General features: G+C 43.7%; 11 protein-coding genes. 4 read left to right on the top strand and 7 right to left on the bottom strand.

Translation table 11 applies throughout. The features are described 5' to 3' along the window. Nucleotides 1-8: 8 nt before the first annotated feature. Nucleotides 9-1976 (top strand): response regulator, encoded by a 1968-nt coding sequence (locus AADY36_RS13405; RefSeq protein WP_055197718.1) that lies wholly within the window; start codon nt 9-11, stop codon nt 1974-1976. On the opposite strand, the gene AADY36_RS13400 is transcribed toward AADY36_RS13405, so the two are convergent. The 3 genes from AADY36_RS13400 to AADY36_RS13390 are packed head-to-tail and all read right to left on the bottom strand — an operon-like array spanning nt 1939 to nt 5667. After that, entirely contained in the window at nt 1939-2961 is a 1023-nt protein-coding gene (locus tag AADY36_RS13400; protein WP_054562691.1) for a LacI family DNA-binding transcriptional regulator, read from the bottom strand. The genes AADY36_RS13405 and AADY36_RS13400 overlap by 38 nt on opposite strands. Nucleotides 2962-2982: 21 nt before the next feature. Next, the gene (locus AADY36_RS13395) at nt 2983-4314 is read right to left on the bottom strand and encodes a glycoside-pentoside-hexuronide (GPH):cation symporter (RefSeq protein WP_250659949.1); all 1332 of its coding nucleotides are present in this window, start codon (nt 4312-4314) and stop codon (nt 2983-2985) included. Nucleotides 4315-4338: 24 nt separating this feature from the next. Beyond that, on the bottom strand, nt 4339-5667 hold the full coding sequence (locus AADY36_RS13390) for a GH1 family beta-glucosidase (RefSeq protein WP_342409079.1): 1329 nt from the start codon (nt 5665-5667) through the stop codon (nt 4339-4341). A gap of 232 nt (nt 5668-5899) precedes the next feature. Here AADY36_RS13390 and AADY36_RS13385 point away from each other — a divergent pair, with 232 nt between their 5' ends. Genes AADY36_RS13385 through AADY36_RS13375 form a run of 3 tightly spaced genes read left to right on the top strand, consistent with a single transcriptional unit; the run spans nt 5900 to nt 10721 of the window. Beyond that, nucleotides 5900-7168 (top strand): sugar MFS transporter, encoded by a 1269-nt coding sequence (locus AADY36_RS13385; protein WP_054562688.1) that lies wholly within the window; start codon nt 5900-5902, stop codon nt 7166-7168. Nucleotides 7169-7215: 47 nt separating this feature from the next. After that, on the top strand, nt 7216-9693 hold the full coding sequence (locus AADY36_RS13380; protein ID WP_446728743.1) for a glycoside hydrolase family 3 protein: 2478 nt from the start codon (nt 7216-7218) through the stop codon (nt 9691-9693). Next, the gene (locus AADY36_RS13375) at nt 9684-10721 is read left to right on the top strand and encodes a glycoside hydrolase family 16 protein (RefSeq protein ID WP_342409077.1); all 1038 of its coding nucleotides are present in this window, start codon (nt 9684-9686) and stop codon (nt 10719-10721) included. The genes AADY36_RS13380 and AADY36_RS13375 overlap by 10 nt, the downstream gene beginning before the upstream one ends. A gap of 94 nt (nt 10722-10815) precedes the next feature. On the opposite strand, the gene AADY36_RS13370 is transcribed toward AADY36_RS13375, so the two are convergent. The 4 genes from AADY36_RS13370 to AADY36_RS13355 form a co-directional block, all read right to left on the bottom strand. Continuing rightward, nucleotides 10816-11841: a cupin-like domain-containing protein gene (locus tag AADY36_RS13370; protein ID WP_342409076.1), complete on the bottom strand. Its 1026-nt coding sequence runs from the start codon at nt 11839-11841 to the stop codon at nt 10816-10818. After that, nucleotides 11826-12551 (bottom strand): SapC family protein, encoded by a 726-nt coding sequence (locus AADY36_RS13365; RefSeq protein ID WP_055197729.1) that lies wholly within the window; start codon nt 12549-12551, stop codon nt 11826-11828. Before AADY36_RS13365 ends, AADY36_RS13370 begins: the two co-directional genes overlap by 16 nt. A gap of 20 nt (nt 12552-12571) precedes the next feature. Then, nucleotides 12572-14113: a tryptophan halogenase family protein gene (locus AADY36_RS13360; RefSeq protein WP_055197841.1), complete on the bottom strand. Its 1542-nt coding sequence runs from the start codon at nt 14111-14113 to the stop codon at nt 12572-12574. Nucleotides 14114-14204: 91 nt separating this feature from the next. Further along, nucleotides 14205-17153, bottom strand: a complete 2949-nt coding sequence (locus tag AADY36_RS13355) for a TonB-dependent receptor (protein WP_054562683.1) — start codon at nt 17151-17153, stop codon at nt 14205-14207. Nucleotides 17154-17243: the final 90 nt, after the last annotated feature.

Below are 17243 nucleotides of genomic sequence, written 5' to 3'. Positions count from 1 at the left end.
GAATAAGAATGTTAGACAAGGTAACCCGATTACTCTTAGTAGAAGACGACGAAGACGATTATATTCTTACTTGCGACTACCTAGACCAATTAGGTTCCCATACATTCGATGTTGAGTGGTTAAGTTGCCCTGAAGAGGCCATTAGTGAGCTTAGCGAAAACAAACATGATATTTGTTTGTTAGATTATCGCTTAGGCGCATCAGATGGCCTCGAAGTACTAAAACGGGCTGTGGCAAATGGCTTTCGCGGCCCGATTATCATGCTTACCGGGCAATCAGATGAAGCTCTCGATTCTGCAGCGCTCGATGCCGGTGCGGTTGATTATCTGGTTAAAAGCGAGATGAACTCTAGCCGCTTTGCCCGTGCTATACGCTACGCTTTAGCTCGCCGAGATGTTGAAGATGAGCGTGTTGAACGCTTAAAAGCAGAAGCCGAAAACCGATCTAAAGACCGCTTTTTGGCCCATTTGAGTCATGAGTTACGTACACCTCTGTCTTCTATCTTGGGTTACACTGAGTTACTCATGCAAAGTGATAAAAATCAGCATGCTCAAAATGAGTTGGGTGTGATTTACCGAAATGGTAAACACTTACTGAGTTTGCTAAATGATGTGCTCGACCTATCAAAGATTGCTGCCGATAAACTGGAGCTCAATTGCAGTGATGTTAACTTAGATAGCCTAATGGCTGACGTCTATACCTTAATGCGCGTTTCTGCGCTTGATAAAGGCTTAACTCTTAAGTTTGAGTCGCAGCAAGCTCTGCCTTTAGTTATAAACACAGACGCTACACGGTTACGCCAAATCCTCATTAACATCATCAACAACGCAATCAAGTTTACCAACCAAGGCGAGATCACAGTGCGAGCTTGGACTGCTTGGGTTAATGAACGAGAAATGCTGTTTTTTAGTATTAAAGACACAGGCCTTGGTATTCCAGCTGAAAAACAAGCACTGATTTTTAAACCATTTGAACAAATTGCCGATGTAGAATCACGAGATGTCGGTGGAGCAGGATTGGGCCTTGCTATTTGTTCAGAGTTACTTAGTCGTATGCAAGGTTCTATTGAACTTGAATCAACGCAAGGGGTGGGCTCTGAATTTACTCTTTCGATTTACCCTGGCAATATTCGAGATATTGAACGCCAAGTGCTGCGCTTTGATTCAAACCCCGATTGCCAGCAAAAACTAGCAACGTTAAAAACCACAGGGCGAGTATTAGTGGTGGACGACCTAAAAGATTTACGTAATCTCGTTGGCCATATGATCACCAGCACTGGCGCAGAAGTGGAGTATGCAGAACACGGTAAACAAGCGATTGAAAAAGTAGCTAATGCAGAGCAAGCGGGTAAGCCTTTTGATATTGTATTTATTGATTTGCATATGCCGGTTATGGGCGGAAAAGAGGCCACTATAGAGCTACGTAAAATGGGCTATCAAGGGCCGATTATTGCACTTACAGCCGCCACCATGAAAGGGGTGAAAACTGAGTTAAGCGCGCTTGGTTTTAACGATATGATTGCAAAACCGGTTGATTCTGGGCTGCTTTACCAAGTGCTCAATCATTACATTTGCGAAGGCAATACTGCACCTGTGGTTGAGCAAGACGACAGTCCTGAAGTGACATTACAGAGTACACGCTATTTATTGGTTGAGGACGACAGTGATGCGGCGCAAATCACTCAGTTATTGCTTGAAAGCTTAGGTGTTGAAACTGTTATAGCGCCAAGTTGTGCTGCATGTCTTGCGACCCTGAGTGACGATCAAAACTTTGCTAAAGTGTTACTCGATATGCATTTGCCGGATGGTGAAGGGCTTGATTTAGCCCATGAGATAAAGCAGCGCCACCCTGACTTAAATCTTGTCATTGTTAGTGGCGCAGAGCCAGAGCCAGAAAAAATTGAACAACTTGAGATTGAACAAGTGTTATTAAAGCCGATTAACCTTGGCTTGTTATCTGAGCTGATTGGCGGCTAATTGAATGTCTAACTATCAGCTCTGGTTCAAATAGCGTTTGTAGTGGTGGGGTTTGTTTTTGATAAACATGATTTAACACCCAATCTGCTGCCATGCGACCCATCTCATCTATTGGGTAATTAACGGTGCTCAATTGTGGGTAAACGTGACGGGTGAAAAATACGTTATCGTAACCCATAATCGACAATTGCTTAGGTAAAGTTAACCCTAAATCCCGCGCGCTAGCCATTGCGCCTACAGCCATTTCATCATTGGCACAGATGAGCGCTGTGAATGGATGCGTTTGTTGATGAAGTGCTTTTAAACCTTCGTAACCACTCGCTTCCATGAAGTCACCTTGGAATAATAGGTTTTCATCAAACTCAAGATTAAACTCAGCAAGGGCCTGTTTATGTCCTTCTAGACGGTCTTTGGCATCTTGTTTCCAAAGCGGCCCGCTGATGTAGGCAATATTTTTATGACCTTGCTCTAACACATGCTTCGCCGCTAAATAGCCACCTTTAATGTTGTTAAGCAAAATACAGCGGTCACTGAGTTCGCTGATATAGCGGTTGATCAAAACAAACGGCGTGCGACCTTTACTGAGTTTTATAAGGTAGTCGTCGCTGACCGCTTCAACATGCAAAATAAGGCCATCGCAGTTACGGCTAATTAAAAATTCAATCCCTTGTTTTTCGCGTTCTTCATCACTGTGACCCGCAGCAATAATCAGATGTTTGCCTTGGTTACGAAAGGTATTTTCAATGCCGCTCATCATAGGCCCGTAAAACGGACCCTGTAATTCAGAGACCAGTAGGCCAACACTGTTCGAGCAATTTGATGCCAATGACTGAGCAATTGAGTTAGGTCGATAGCCAAGTTCATCCATTGCGGCAGTGACTTTTTTACGTGTTGCATCACTGACATTTGCATTGTTGTTCATTACTCGTGAAACGGTTGCAAGAGAAACACCTGCAAGTTTCGACACCTCGTAAATGGTGGCCATGTTATTCCTTTTTAAACAAAATTATGGATGCTGCTTTGACGATAAATCGGCACTGATCTGCTCAACCGTTTGGTTATCCAGAATATACCTTTTCATTATGAAAGCGACAAGCATACTACCTATTGCTGGGTAAAGGGTAAACGAAATTAAGATACCTGAAAGCGTGTGTTCACTGAGTTCGGTATTAGCTTCATAGCCATAAAATGCCAGTAACCAACCTGCAATGGCACCGCCAAGGGCAAGACCAAGCTTAATAAAAAAGACCACGCTTGCGTAGACTAGGCCTGTTAGCCTTTCACCGGTTTTCCATTGCCCGTAATCTATGGTGTCGGCCATTTTTGCCCACAGTAGCGGGGTTGCCATTTGCGTGAAGAAACACCATAAAAAATACACCGCAAAGGCAAGTATCAGCTGTTCGCCCGGCAACCAAAATGCCACGCAACTAATAGCTGCAGAGATATATTGTAAACGAATATAGGCGGTTTTCTTATCAACACGTTTGCTGAGTGGGTTTGCACAGGCACAGCCCAAAATATTACCTATCATGCCGATGGTAACAAAGTAGGTGACCAGCTCGGCTTCACCAAGTACATATTTTACATAGTAAATGGCAAGGGTAGTGCGCAGTACCATACTGGTTAACAGCATAAATGCAGCAAAGCACAATACTTTAAATGGGCCATTTTGCCATAGCGTGTTCATGCGGGTTTTCCAGCTCAACGATGAGCTGTTATGCGCCGCTACGCGCTCTTTGGTAAAGCGAAAACAAATTAAGAATAAGATCACACCTAAGCCGCTCATCAGGGCCATCGTGAGTTGGTAGCCCGTAGCGTTATCACCTTTGCCAAGCCAGTTTACCAAAGGTAAAGTACAGGCACTGACAATTAAGCCGCCCAGCATACCAAACACAAATCGATAAGATTGAATGGATACTCGCTCTTTCGGGTCGCCACTTAATACCCCACCTAACGCTGAGTAAGGAATATTAATCGCGGTGTAAACTAGCATCAGCAAAGTGTAAGTGACAAAGGCGTAAATGACTTTGCCTGACTCTGGTAGGTCTGGTGTGGTGAAGGTGATCATGCTGATCACCCCAAATGGTATAGCAAGCCAAAGCAAATAGGGGCGATAGCTTCCCCACTTAGTGCGGGTTGAATCAGTTAAAGCTCCCATTAATGGGTCGGTAATTGCGTCAACGATTCTCACCACCAAAAACAAGGTGCCAACAATCGCGGGTGAAATACCAAAAATATCAGTATAGAAAAAAGTTAAAAATAACATCACCGTTTGAAAGATGATATTACTTGCTGTGTCGCCTAATCCGTAGGCTATTTTTTCTCTTTTTGTCAGCATGTGTGTTCTCGATTGTTGTTATTTTTATCGCTGTTTGAGCAGCGCGCGATATTGTTTTGCGCTTTCTTTTAAAATGCGTTGTTGGCTTTGATAGTCAATATAAACTAACCCAAAGCGCTTTTCGTAGCCATACGCCCATTCAAAGTTGTCCATTAAGCTCCACGCAAAGTAGCCTTGAATATCGACGCCTTGGCGAATTGCATCACATACCGCATTTAAGTGAGTGTGATAATAATCTACTCGTTCTATATCGTTCACTTCACCATTTTCTAACGTATCGGCCATGGCTGCGCCATTTTCGGTAATATACATTTTTGGTAAATCATATTGCTGATGAAGTGATACCAAAAGCTCAGTTAAACCTTGTGGGTAAACTTCCCAGCCCATATCGGTGACGCGAACATCCGTAAGGTTTGCTTCTTCAAACCAGCCATCAGCGGTATTTTTGTAGTGTATGCGGGTATAATAGTTAACGCCAATAAAGTCGACAGCTTGATTAATAATCGCCATATCGCCAGCAATTATAATTGGTTTAACTTCATCTGCTAAATCATCCAGTAACGATGGGTAAGCACCTTCTAAAACCGCTTTGATATACCATTGATTATGGTATTGATCAGCAAGCTCAGCGGCTTTTTTATCATCGGCGGTTAAAGGATAAGTTGGACTGAAGTTTAATACGATACCCGCTTCTGTGTCAGGGCAGTTTTTACGTAATACTTGCATAGCAAGGCCGTGGGCAAGTAATAAGTGGTGCGCTGCTTGTCGGCCAGCTTGTTGTGATTTTATGCCAGGTGCATGTACACCCACCTCATAACCTAAATAAGCACTACAAAATGGTTCGTTCAAGGTGGCGAATGAATCAACCAAATGGCCTAAATGTTGAGTAACAAGCTCGGTATATTCTTTGAATTTATAGGCCGTATCGCGGTTTAACCAACCGCCATTATCTTCAAGGTATTGAGGTAAATCCCAGTGATATAAGGTGACGTAGGTCTTAATATTACGTGCTTTTAACGCCGATAATAGCTGAGCGTAAAATGCCATACCTTGCTCGTTAACCGAGCCATCTTGCTGCATGACTCTCGGCCACGAAATAGATAAGCGGTAAGCATCGACAGCCAAATCTGCAATCATCTCGATATCTTGTTGCCAGCGTGCAACATGATCACAAGCTACATCGCCATGGCTGTTATCTGCAATGGTGCCAGGCTTTTCGCAAAATGTATCCCAGATGCAATCGAGGCGCTTATCGCGTGCCCCTTCAATCTGGAATGAGGCTGTTGCCACACCGAACGTGAACTCGGGCTTGAGTAAAGATGAATCTGGTAACAGTGAAATTGATTTATACACAGTTGATACTCGTCCTTCGGGTTAAGTGTAAGGCTTGGCTAATTAGAGCTTAGGCTCAACTGTAAGCGCTTACAATTTTTCTGCAAATAAATTGCTAAATATGATTTATATGTTATAAATGTAAGCGCTTACATTTAATGTTGCAACATATTTCGCTATTTGTTGTTAGTGATTAAGTACCAAACGTTGCTGTAACAAACTGATAAATATAATTAACTAGAGAAGAAAAATTATGGCTCATGTTTCAACCCCTGTGTCGGCTGCTGCAAGCCAAGCAGATATGCCTAAGCAGCACTTTGCGCTGGCATCATTGACCACATTATTTTTTATGTGGGGATTCATCACCTGTCTGAATGACATTTTAATCCCTTATTTAAAAGGTATGTTTTCACTTAACTATACGCAGGCTATGCTCATTCAATTTTGCTTCTTTGGTGCGTATTTTGTGATGTCGATCCCCGCTGGTAAGTTGGTCAGTCGTATTGGCTACCAATTTGGTATTGTGGTTGGCTTAGTGGTTGCAGCCATTGGTTGCGCGCTGTTTTACCCAGCTGCTGTTGCTCATGTGTATGAGTTATTTTTACTGGCTTTGTTTGTACTTGCCTCGGGTATCACGATTTTGCAAGTATCTGCTAACCCTTATGTAAGTGTTCTTGGTCCACAAAAAACAGCGTCCTCGCGTTTGACTATGACGCAGGCTTTTAATTCTTTAGGAACAACAGTCGCGCCAATTTTTGGTGGTTGGTTAATTCTATCTGAAATTAGCCAAGCTACAGCAGAGGAAGTGAAACTCCCTTATTTAATGTTGTCGTTAACCTTACTTGTGCTTGCCGTTATCTTTGCGTTTTTAAAATTGCCAAAATTAGGTAAAGAAAGTGATAGCGAAGCCGCACACCAAGATTTAGAAGACTTTGTTGATTTAGGCAGTGTTTGGCGCTATCGCCACCTAATTCTCGGTGCTGTTGGTATTTTTGTGTATGTAGGCGCAGAGGTGGCAATTGGTAGCTTTTTAGTCGGCTTTTTGACCCTAGATAACATTGCGGGTTTACCAGAAAACGAAGCCGCTCATTATATTAGCTACTATTTTGCAGGAGCCATGGTGGGCCGTTTTATTGGCGCAGTGGTAATGCAAAAATTTAATGCAGGTAAGGTGTTAGCATGTCATGGCTTATTGGCTGTTTTACTGGTTGTGATTGCTATGACTGGAGAGGGCAGCCTGGCTATGTGGGCAATTCTGCTTGTGGGTTTATGTAACTCGATTATGTTCCCAACCATTTTCAGCCTTGCTTTACACGGCCTTGGTAAGTACACATCAAAAGGTTCTGGTATTTTATGTTTAGCGATTGTAGGTGGTGCAATTATTCCATTACTACAAGGTGTGTTAGCCGATTCTATTGGCGTACAAATGGCGTTATTCTTACCTATCGCCTGTTATTTATATATTACTTACTTTGCGCTGGTTGGCTCAAAAGTATCGACTCAGACTCAGCAATCTTCATAGGTGTAAAAATGAAATTGAAAAAAACATTCACACTCTTCTCGTTAATGATGGCAGGCGCCTGCATGACAGCTTGCACTGGGCAAGATAAGGTGACCAACGTGAACGCTGAGCAAGAAATTTGGCCAAACATTGAAACGGGTATTGCTGCAAATCCAGAGATGGAAGCAAAAATTGCAAACATGCTGGCAAATATGACCCTTGAGCAAAAGATTGCGCAAATGATCCAGCCAGAAATCCGAGATATTACTGTTGAAGATATGCGTAAATACGGCTTTGGTTCTTACCTCAATGGCGGTGGCGCATTCCCAAATAATGATAAACATGCCAGTGCTGCAGATTGGATTGATCTTGCTGAAAAAATGTATCAAGCCTCAATTGATGACTCGCTCGATGGTAGCTCAATTCCGACTATGTGGGGCACCGATGCCGTGCATGGTCACAATAATGTTATTGGTGCGACACTATTCCCTCATAACATTGGTTTAGGTGCAACAAACAACCCTGAGTTAATCGAAAAAATTGCCGCCGCTACTGCGCAAGAAGTGATGGTAACAGGCATCGATTGGGTATTCGCGCCTACGGTTGCGGTTGTTCGTGACGACCGTTGGGGCCGTACTTATGAAGGTTATTCTGAAGATCCTGAAATTGTGAAAGCATATTCGGCAGCCATTGTTAAAGGATTGCAAGGTGCAGTTGATGACGACTTTTTATCTGATAAGCGTGTGATAAGTACCGTTAAGCACTTTTTAGGTGATGGCGGCACAGAAGGCGGTGATGACCAAGGTAATAACACAGCATCTGAGCAAGAGTTATTTGATATTCATGCGCAAGGTTATGTAGGCGGCTTAAGTGCTGGAGCACAAACTGTAATGGCGTCATTTAACAGCTGGAACGGTGAAAAAATTCATGGCAGCAAATATCTTCTTACCGACGTACTAAAAGGCAAAATGGGCTTTGATGGTTTTGTTGTTGGTGACTGGAACGGCCATGGTCAAATTCCGGGTTGTACTAATGGCAACTGCGCGCAAGCAGCAAATGCCGGTCTTGATGTGTACATGGTGCCAACAGATGCATGGAAACCTCTTTACGAAAACCTTATCAAACAAGTTAAAAGTGGCGAAATTGCTCAAAGCCGCATCGATGATGCAGTAACACGTATCTTACGTGTAAAAATGCGCGCAGGTTTGTTTGATAAGCCAAGCCCCGCTAAGCGTCCGCTGTCAGGTAAAACGGAGATCATTGGTAGTGCAGAACATCGCGCAGTTGCAAAACAGGCAGTCCGTGAATCACTGGTTCTTCTGAAAAATAAACAACAGTTGTTACCGCTATCAGCAAATTCAAACGTATTAGTTGCCGGTCAAGGTGCTGATAACATTGGTATGCAGTCAGGTGGTTGGACAATCACTTGGCAGGGTACAGGCAACGAAAATAGCGACTTCCCTGGTGGCTCTTCAATTTTTGATGGTATCAAAAATACCGTTGAGCAAGCCGGTGGTCAGGTTCAATACAATGTGAATGGCGAATTTGAAACTAAGCCAGATGTAGCGATTGTGGTGTTCGGTGAGCAGCCTTATGCAGAAGGTAATGGTGATTTAGATAACCTTGAATACCAACGCGGTAATAAAACTGATTTAGCCCTGCTTAAAAAGCTAAAAGATGCTGATATTCCTGTGGTGTCACTATTTATTAGTGGTCGCCCAATGTGGGTGAATGCAGAGCTGAATGCCAGTGATGCGTTTGTCGCAACTTGGTTACCAGGCAGTGAAGGTGATGCAATCAGCGATGTTATTTTTAAAAAGCAAGATGGTTCTATCAATCATGACTTTAAAGGTAAGTTATCGTTCTCATGGCCAAATAACCCTGTAGGTAACCAAAACCGTGGTGATAAAGATTACGCACCACTATTACCTTATGGCTTTGGTTTAACTTACCAAGATAAAAATACATTAGCAGATGACTTAAGCGAAAAATCACAAGTTGCCTCTAAATTAGAAGACTTAGTACTATTTGAACGTGCCGTAAAAGCACCGTGGTCACTGCAACTACAAAGTGGTTCTGAGCAACAAGCCATGACCAGTAGCCGTGCAGCACTTAACGCTGTTAGCGTAAAAACCTTTGATAAAGACGTGCAAGAAGATGCGCGTGCAATCACTTTTAACGGTAAAGAAGCGGCTGCGGTTCGTTTAATGGCGGCGTTCCCATCGGATTTACGTTCATACGTTGAAAAAGCGGGTCAACTGCAAATGCAAATTAAGGTAGACCAAGCTGCTGATGCGCCGCTAATGCTGGGTATGCAATGTGGTGAAAACTGTGACGGCCAATTTGATATTAGCAAACAGCTTAAAGCAGCAAATGATTGGCAAACGCTAACCGTGGATTTGAGCTGCTTTGCAGAGCAAGGTGTGCAGCTTGGGCAAGTATTCTCGCCTTGGCAATTAGCCACTGAAGGTTCATGGCAAGTCTCAATTGCTAAACTATCAGTAACGAGCGCGCACACCGAGGACGCAACAGTCTCATGTCTGTAAAATCGTATGCTGTTATTTTGCTAACAGGTGCGCTTAGTGCCTGTCAGCAAACCCCAGCGCCTGTCAAAGCCAGCCTAGGAGAAGGCTGGCAGTTAGTTTGGCAAGACGAATTTTCGCAAAATGATCTCGACCTAACTAAGTGGCAACACGAAGTAAATTGTCGAGGTGGCGGTAATGATGAGCTGCAATGCTATACCGCGCGTAGCGAAAACAGTTTTGTTAAAGATGGCATATTGCATATTGTTGCTCGCCAAGAGCAATACACTGGGCCATTGCATAATAGCGATGAAGTGAGTAGCGATGCTGAGCGAGAAAAACAAGCGACTCAGCCGTTCACTTCTGCACGTTTACGCACTAAAAACTTAGCTGATTGGCGATACGGGCGTTTTGAAATTCGCGCTAAATTACCAGCAGGGCAAGGTGCGTGGCCAGCAATTTGGATGTTACCGACTGATTGGCGTTATGGTCGCTGGGCATCATCAGGCGAAATAGACATCATGGAAGCAGTTAATTTAAAGACTCTCACTGATGACAAAACAGCGCCAGCTGGCAGCCTTGAAACGCGGGTACACGGCACCTTGCATTACGGTGGTCCTGCACCCAAAAATGTTTACAGCGGTACGCCGTACCGTTTCAGCGAAGCTAATAACCCGGCTGATAACTTTCATGTTTATGCCCTTGAATGGCAGCAAGATGAAATTCGTTGGTATGTTGATGATGTTCACTATGCGACATTTCGCCACGACCAGTGGTATTCAACATCACAACAACAAGACGGCTCGTTTATAGAAAATACCGGCTTTGCTCCGTTTGATCAGCGTTTTCATTTACTGCTTAACTTTGCAGTAGGCGGAAACTGGCCAGCAAATGTGAATGATAAAGGCGTTGATTTTTCCGGTTATCCTAAGCAAATGCTGGTGGATTACGTACGTGTTTTTCAATGTAGTAAAAATAGTGAGACAGGTATCGGCTGTGCAACAAAGCAGCCATCAGCAGTACAAATAAAGGGTAAGACCAATCCGCAATAGTACTTAATTAAGCGGATTGCTATAAGTGAATTATGAACCAAGAGCCTGCAGATGCTTCGCCGAACTCGTTGCATCCGCTGGCTTTTGGTTCATTCTATCGGTTGAGCTTTTGTAGTAATAGCTGTCTTATTCTTCTGGCTGTTAGTTCGTCGATATCCGCTAATATCCCTTGCGCAGGCTCAGCAACGTGGCTTGCTAAATCCACATCATCAGCAAACACATAATGATTAAAGAGTTGCTGCCATTTCTGTTTATGCTCGTTTGGCAAGTCCTTAATTGCCAGCATACTGTGCAGCATGGCATCAAATGGGTTTGCTAAATACTCTGGGGCCTGTCGCCACCAATAGTTCACCAACACATTAAACGGACTGGTTGCGCTAACCTGATGCCACCAAAGCGCTGGAATATAAATAGCATCGCCAGGGCCAAGAGTTGCCGATTGCGTCTTTGCTATAGCCTCTTTAAAGCGTGGAAAGCGGCTGAAATCGGGGTTATTAAAATCAACCAAGCTAACCGCTTGCCCAGCGGGTGTAAATTCGAGTGGACCAACGTAAAGATTATTGACCTGATCAGTTGGCAATAGAGTAAACGTACGCTCACCTGCAGCAACACAAGCTAGGTTATCGGCGTTGTCATAGTGAGCCGCAATCTGACTATGATTTCCCACCCAGAGGCTGGTTAGGCAGTTATAGTCGGTCACTGTTAATGGGTTTTCAACACTAAAGCTCGGAGCGCAATACTCCACAGCAGTAGAGCCCATATACAGTGAATCACTGTCGGTTTGTGTGAGTGTTAGTGCTAATTTTTGCAGCACAGAAAGTAGGTTATCGGCGTGCTGTGAAAAATTAAGCCCCGAGAAATCAGCGTTATAAAAATAGCGTCCCTGATGAATTGCTTGGCTGCTAAAACTGCGTACTGGGGCGGTATTAGCAAGCCCTAAAAGATAGTCTAAGGCGTTTTTAGAACCTTGTTTAGCGGCAATGACTTGGGGCCAATTAGCGCAGAGATCTCTGATGACCAGTGGCTCAGTTAGCTCAGCTAAAAACGCTTTTAGATCAGTAATGCTTGAAGCCTGGCATTCTTTTATTGGTGCAGCCGCAAACATTACTGTTGAGCCCATTTTTTATTAAGCAAATGAGGAATGTGCTCCATTGATGCCAGCACCATATAAACAGCTTGTAGGTCACCTTGCTGTTGTAACTGCTTAAGTTGTTCAGCGGTTAAGCCATTGAGTACCTGTTGGTTAATGGTATAAAAGCCGCTCACTGTGACTTTTTCGCCATTTTTATCTGCATATTCAAGACTAAAAGCTTCGAGTAGATTAACGCTAAGCAAACGCTCAAAAAACTGATTAATTGTTTGGTGTTCTTGATGTAATGCGTTAAGTACTTGAGCAATATGATTTAAGTATTCGCTATTTCCACCATGTTCAAGGAAAATGGCTTCGCCATCACGTGTACTTATGCGTGGGCTGTCTAAATCAATATGTACCACCAGAGATTGCTCAGGAATACCATTGTTATACTGGGTTTGTTGGCCAATTAAAAATGGCTGGCGCTGCATACTTAGTGGTAAGTAACTCAGTTGTAATTCGCCTTGCTCGTTTAGCAGCAAGTTCTCGCCATTTTCAAAACCAAATAAAGCGAGGGCTTCGAATTGACCTGTTTGCGGGTGCTTACGAAATACGATAGGTTGATTTGCTTGAACTTTAGCAAACTCACTTGGAAATACGGTAGCGCAGCTAATATTGTCGCCCCAGTTAGCACCGCGTGTGGTGATCACTTTTAGGTCTTTATGGCTGATGTTATCAAGTAAGACATGATTGGCCATTGGGCCTCCTAATACTGAGATTAAATAGGTTGTATACCAAATTGCTGAATATGATTTAACAGCTCGCGGTTAGTGGGTAGTTGTTGTAATCCGCGTTTGGCTTGTTGTTGGTTAGCACTAAAATGCTCAATAATTGCCGCTGGCATTGCAAGTACAGGAAATTGTGGCAATTGCTTCATTCCATAAAGTACATACTGGTAACTGGCTGCAGAGAAGACCTCTTGAGCGCGGTCAAAGTCGTTTAACCACGGACTTTGATATTGCCAAAGTGCTAAGTTTTCTTGAAGTTGCAGAGGGATTGAGTTTGCCTCTTTATGGGCTTGCCAATAGGGGCTAGTGCGCTTTGACAACACATAATGCAGCTTTAAAAATTCAATGATACGTTGCCAGCGATAATGGCACTGCTCATCAAACCGCTTTGCCAGTGTCGGCATTGCAGCACGATGTGTTGGGAAATTAGCAAGTAAGTTATTCAGGCCAAGCTCCACCATGACTAACGCTGAGGCTTCAAGTGGTTCAATAAAGCCTGCAGACATACCAATAGCTAAACAGTTTTTATACCAAAAACGGCGTCTATAGCCGGGCGTAAAACTGATTTCACGAAATGTCAGTTCATTTTGCGCGGTGCCGGGCTGGGTTTTTGCAATGTAGTGGCTAAGCGCTTGTTTCGCATCTTCGCTGCTGGCAAAACGACTTGAGTACACCATACCTAGACCACGGCGGCTTTGTAAGCCGATATCCCAAATCCAACCGGCATCTTGCGCAGTGGCTTTGGTATAAGAAAGGAGCTCTTGCTGCGGGTTTAAATAGGGCACCTGTACGGCAACGGCTCGATCGTTAAATAACACATCGTGTTGCTCAATTAGCTCTATCCCGTAATGTTGATGTAACAGCTTTGCGTGGGTGCCAGAGCAATCAATAAATAAATCACCCGCAATAGTGCCATGATCGCGGGTTTGCAATGAACTAATATAGCCATCTTCATCACTATTGATACTTTCAACATGACTGACTATATGCTCAACGTTTAGATTGGTCGTGCAGTGCTGTTGTAGCAGCATGGCAAACTTACCGGCATCTAAATGATAGCCATAGTTTGCTTCACCTTGATAGGCGCTATGCAAGTGGTTTTTCGGTGCTTTATGGTGATCGCATAAGTAGGTTTGGCTTGCCACTGCGTGGCTGAAACTCACGGCATCTTTGTTGGCAAACCAGTAAGGTGCAATATTTAATTGCTGATATGCCACCGGTAAGCTGAACGGGTGGTAATAATGTGCGTCGCCTTCATCGTCGCACCAGCCATCAAAGCGTGAGCCTTGTTTAAAAGATGCATCACAGCGTTGAATAAATTCACTTTCGCTAATGCCGATGGTTTTTAAGGTTTGTCGCATGGTTGGCCAAGTACCTTCACCGACACCAATGGTGGCAATATCGGGCGACTCAATCAGGGTGATCTGTGCGTTGTGAGTTAAATGGGGCTGGGCAGCAATTAAACCTGCAGACAACCAACCTGCAGTTCCACCACCTAAAATGACGACTTTTTTTACTTCATTCTTTTGCATGTTTAAGGCCATCTCAAATGCTATGTAGACAAACTAGCATAAATACGAAAAAAAAAGCCGCTGTTGAGCGGCTTTTTTTGACAACAAAATGCTAGAACGAGTAGCGGAAGCCGATGTTGTAGCGCGCACCGTATTGGTTTGCACGTAACAGCTGCTCAGAGTAACGAACGTAAGTACGTTGCGTTTCATCAGTCAGGTTTAGACCTTCAACAAACACCGTTAGGTTCTCATTAACAGAATAGTTCACGTTGATATCCCACTGGCCATAAGACTCAGTAAAGATAGGTGAAGCATGTTGGTCAAAGCCAGTTAAGAACTCATCACGCCAGTTATAAGAAATACGAGCCGATAAACCATTTAAATCATAAATCGCAGAGAAGTTAGCTGAATCACTTAAACCCGGTAGGGCAAATTGATAGCCGATAGCATCTCGGTCTGCTTCAACATCACCAAATACGAATGTCGCGTTAGCGGCAATACCAAAGCCTGTTTCACCAAACATATGTTGCGCTGCTAGTTCCCAGCCCCATAGGTTTGCTGTTTCAACGTTGTTATCACGCGATACGAAGAAGCTTGCCAGTGGATCTGTATCGTTACCAACGATAGGCGTGCCTTCTTCTGTGCCTTGGTTTTCGTTGATCTTATCGTGAATAGCTTGGTCAGATGGTTGCTCACCCGCTGCTGCTAAATCTTCACGCGCTTGCTCTGCACGATCACCAATAAATGGGTCTGTAATACCGTCAATCGTTTCTTCGGTTGTGATATTTACAAGGAAGTTATCAACTTGCTTACGGTAGTAACCAGCAGACACATAGCTGCCTTCACCGTAGTAGTATTCAAGTGACAGGTCGATATTATCTGAAGTATAAGGTTTTAAGTTCGGGTTACCCACAGCCACTTTACGTTGACCCACTTTCGGGTTACCTAAGAATGACGTTGTTGAGCGAAGCGCGCCAACAGGAGGACGAGCAAGGCTGCGGCTGTAAGAGAAACGTGCAATAACGTCTTCAACTACTTCGATGTTCATATCAATGCTAGGTAAAAACTCTTTGCTGCTACCTTCACCGTTTGAGAATGAACGTTCATCAGCGTAAATGTAAGACCATTCGTTACCGTTAACCCACTCCATTGCAACAGCAGGACGCTCTAAGCTGTTTGCTGTAACATCTGTTGATTCGTAACGTAAACCCGCAGTGATGTTCACTGGCATACCGTTAAATTCTGTTTCGAAGTTAGCTTGTGCGTATACCGCAGTTGTTTCTTCGCTTACACGGTGATCGTCATCGATTGGACCCGCTTGCACCATGCCGTTTACATCAGCAGGCCAGCTACATGCGCCAATACCGCCATCTGGGTGATCACAGTCAATACTTTCGGCAATCGCGACAATGTCATCAAAATCAGCATCGTAGTAGTAATTCAATAGCTTATCACTACCACCACCAGAGAAGCCATCAAGTAAACCTGAGCTATCGACACGAGTGAACATGCTGTCATCGTACCAATCCGCAGAGTTTAACCACCAACCAGCAGCAAGCTGACCTGAGTAGGCTGTTGTTGTACGGAAATCAATTTTTGTGTGTGATACGCCAAAGTTAATGCTTGATAGGGCGCCGCTGTCTTCGTTATACCACGTACCTTTTAGCTGATATTGGTCAAGATCGTTGGTGTTAGTGTCTTTGTTTACACCGGCGAAAAGGGTCCCCATGTCGCTCGGTAAAATTTCTGCTTGGCCATTGGTTAATGTCATATCGATAAGCGGAATTTCGCCTTTGCTGAAGTCAGCCATTTTTTCGTCGATATTAACTGTTGGGTTCTCACACCATGAACATGATGTGTTACCAATAATCATAAACGCATCATGGCCGATACCCACACCGGCACTTTCAGCTGATGAGTTGTGAGCATCAAACTCGATGTTTAAATTGTCTGTTACCTGCCAATCAATGTTTAAACCAAGTGATTTATTTTCGTTAGTTGTTGCACCGCGGTTTAAGTTTGTTGAGTAGTCACCACCAATTTCAGTTACTTGCGTGTAAGTACCGTTTTCATTGATAGTTGCTGCACTAACATTACCACCATTGTTGAACCACACACCAAAGCTACGGCCATCTTTTTCAAACTCTAGCTTTGAGTAAGTGTAATCAACGGTTGCAGTAATGCGGTCATTCGGTGCGTATTGCAGCACAAGTTGACCATTGGTACGTTTACGTGAATTGTCTGAAAATGCATAACCAGCATTTTGCGGATACCAGGTTGCGCCATCAGCGCGTTGGTTGTTATCTGTCAGTGCTAAATCAGGAGACGATGAAATATCAACATTTGGGATCCAGTTATCAACCGCCATTGATTGTTCGCGGTTGTCACGCTCTTGAACTGAGCCTGAAATTAAAATACCGAATTTGTCATCGTTGAATGTATTGCTGTAGATACCTGATAACTCAGGCGTTACATCATCACCTGTTTCGTTTGATGTGTCGTGAACTGCTTTTGCACCAATCGAAGCGTGTAAACCAGGGTTAGAAAGAGGTTTAGCTGTGGTGATATTAACTGTTGCACCAATACCACCGCTAGGGATATCAGAACGCGCTGTTTTATATACTTCAACACCGCTTACACTTTCTGTTGCGATGTCGCCAAAATCAAATGAACGACCGCCAGTTGTTGGCATTTGGCGATTGTTAAGGGTTACTAAGTTAAATTCAGGACCAAAACCACGAACCGTAATTTTGCTACCTTCACCATTACTACGGTCAATAGACACACCGGTAATACGTTGTAAAGATTCAGCTAGGTTGGTATCAGGGAATTTACCAATGTCTTCAGAGGTAATTGCATCTACAACACCCGCAGATTGACGTTTGATATCCATTGATTTTACTAGGCTTCCGCGAATACCTGATACTTGTATTACTTCAATATCACTTGCTTTGTCGGGCTGTTCTTCGGCGACAGCTGAGTGAGGAACTAGCGCGCTTAGACCCATTGCCATAGACAGGCTAATAGCAAGCTGCTTTTTCTTGAAAAGTGTGTGGTTCATGCAAATCTCCAGATTTGGTTTTATTTTATGTTGTTGTCTATTTTTGTAAGCGCTTACATTTTCTTTCAAAAAAAATCGCCGAACCCGATT

Origin of the sequence: Pseudoalteromonas sp. D15MCD-2, from assembly GCF_038562745.1 — a bacterium.
Taxonomy (GTDB): domain Bacteria; phylum Pseudomonadota; class Gammaproteobacteria; order Enterobacterales; family Alteromonadaceae; genus Pseudoalteromonas.
Note: the sequence above shows the minus strand (reverse complement) of the source record. Positions and strands in the feature narration are given on the sequence as shown.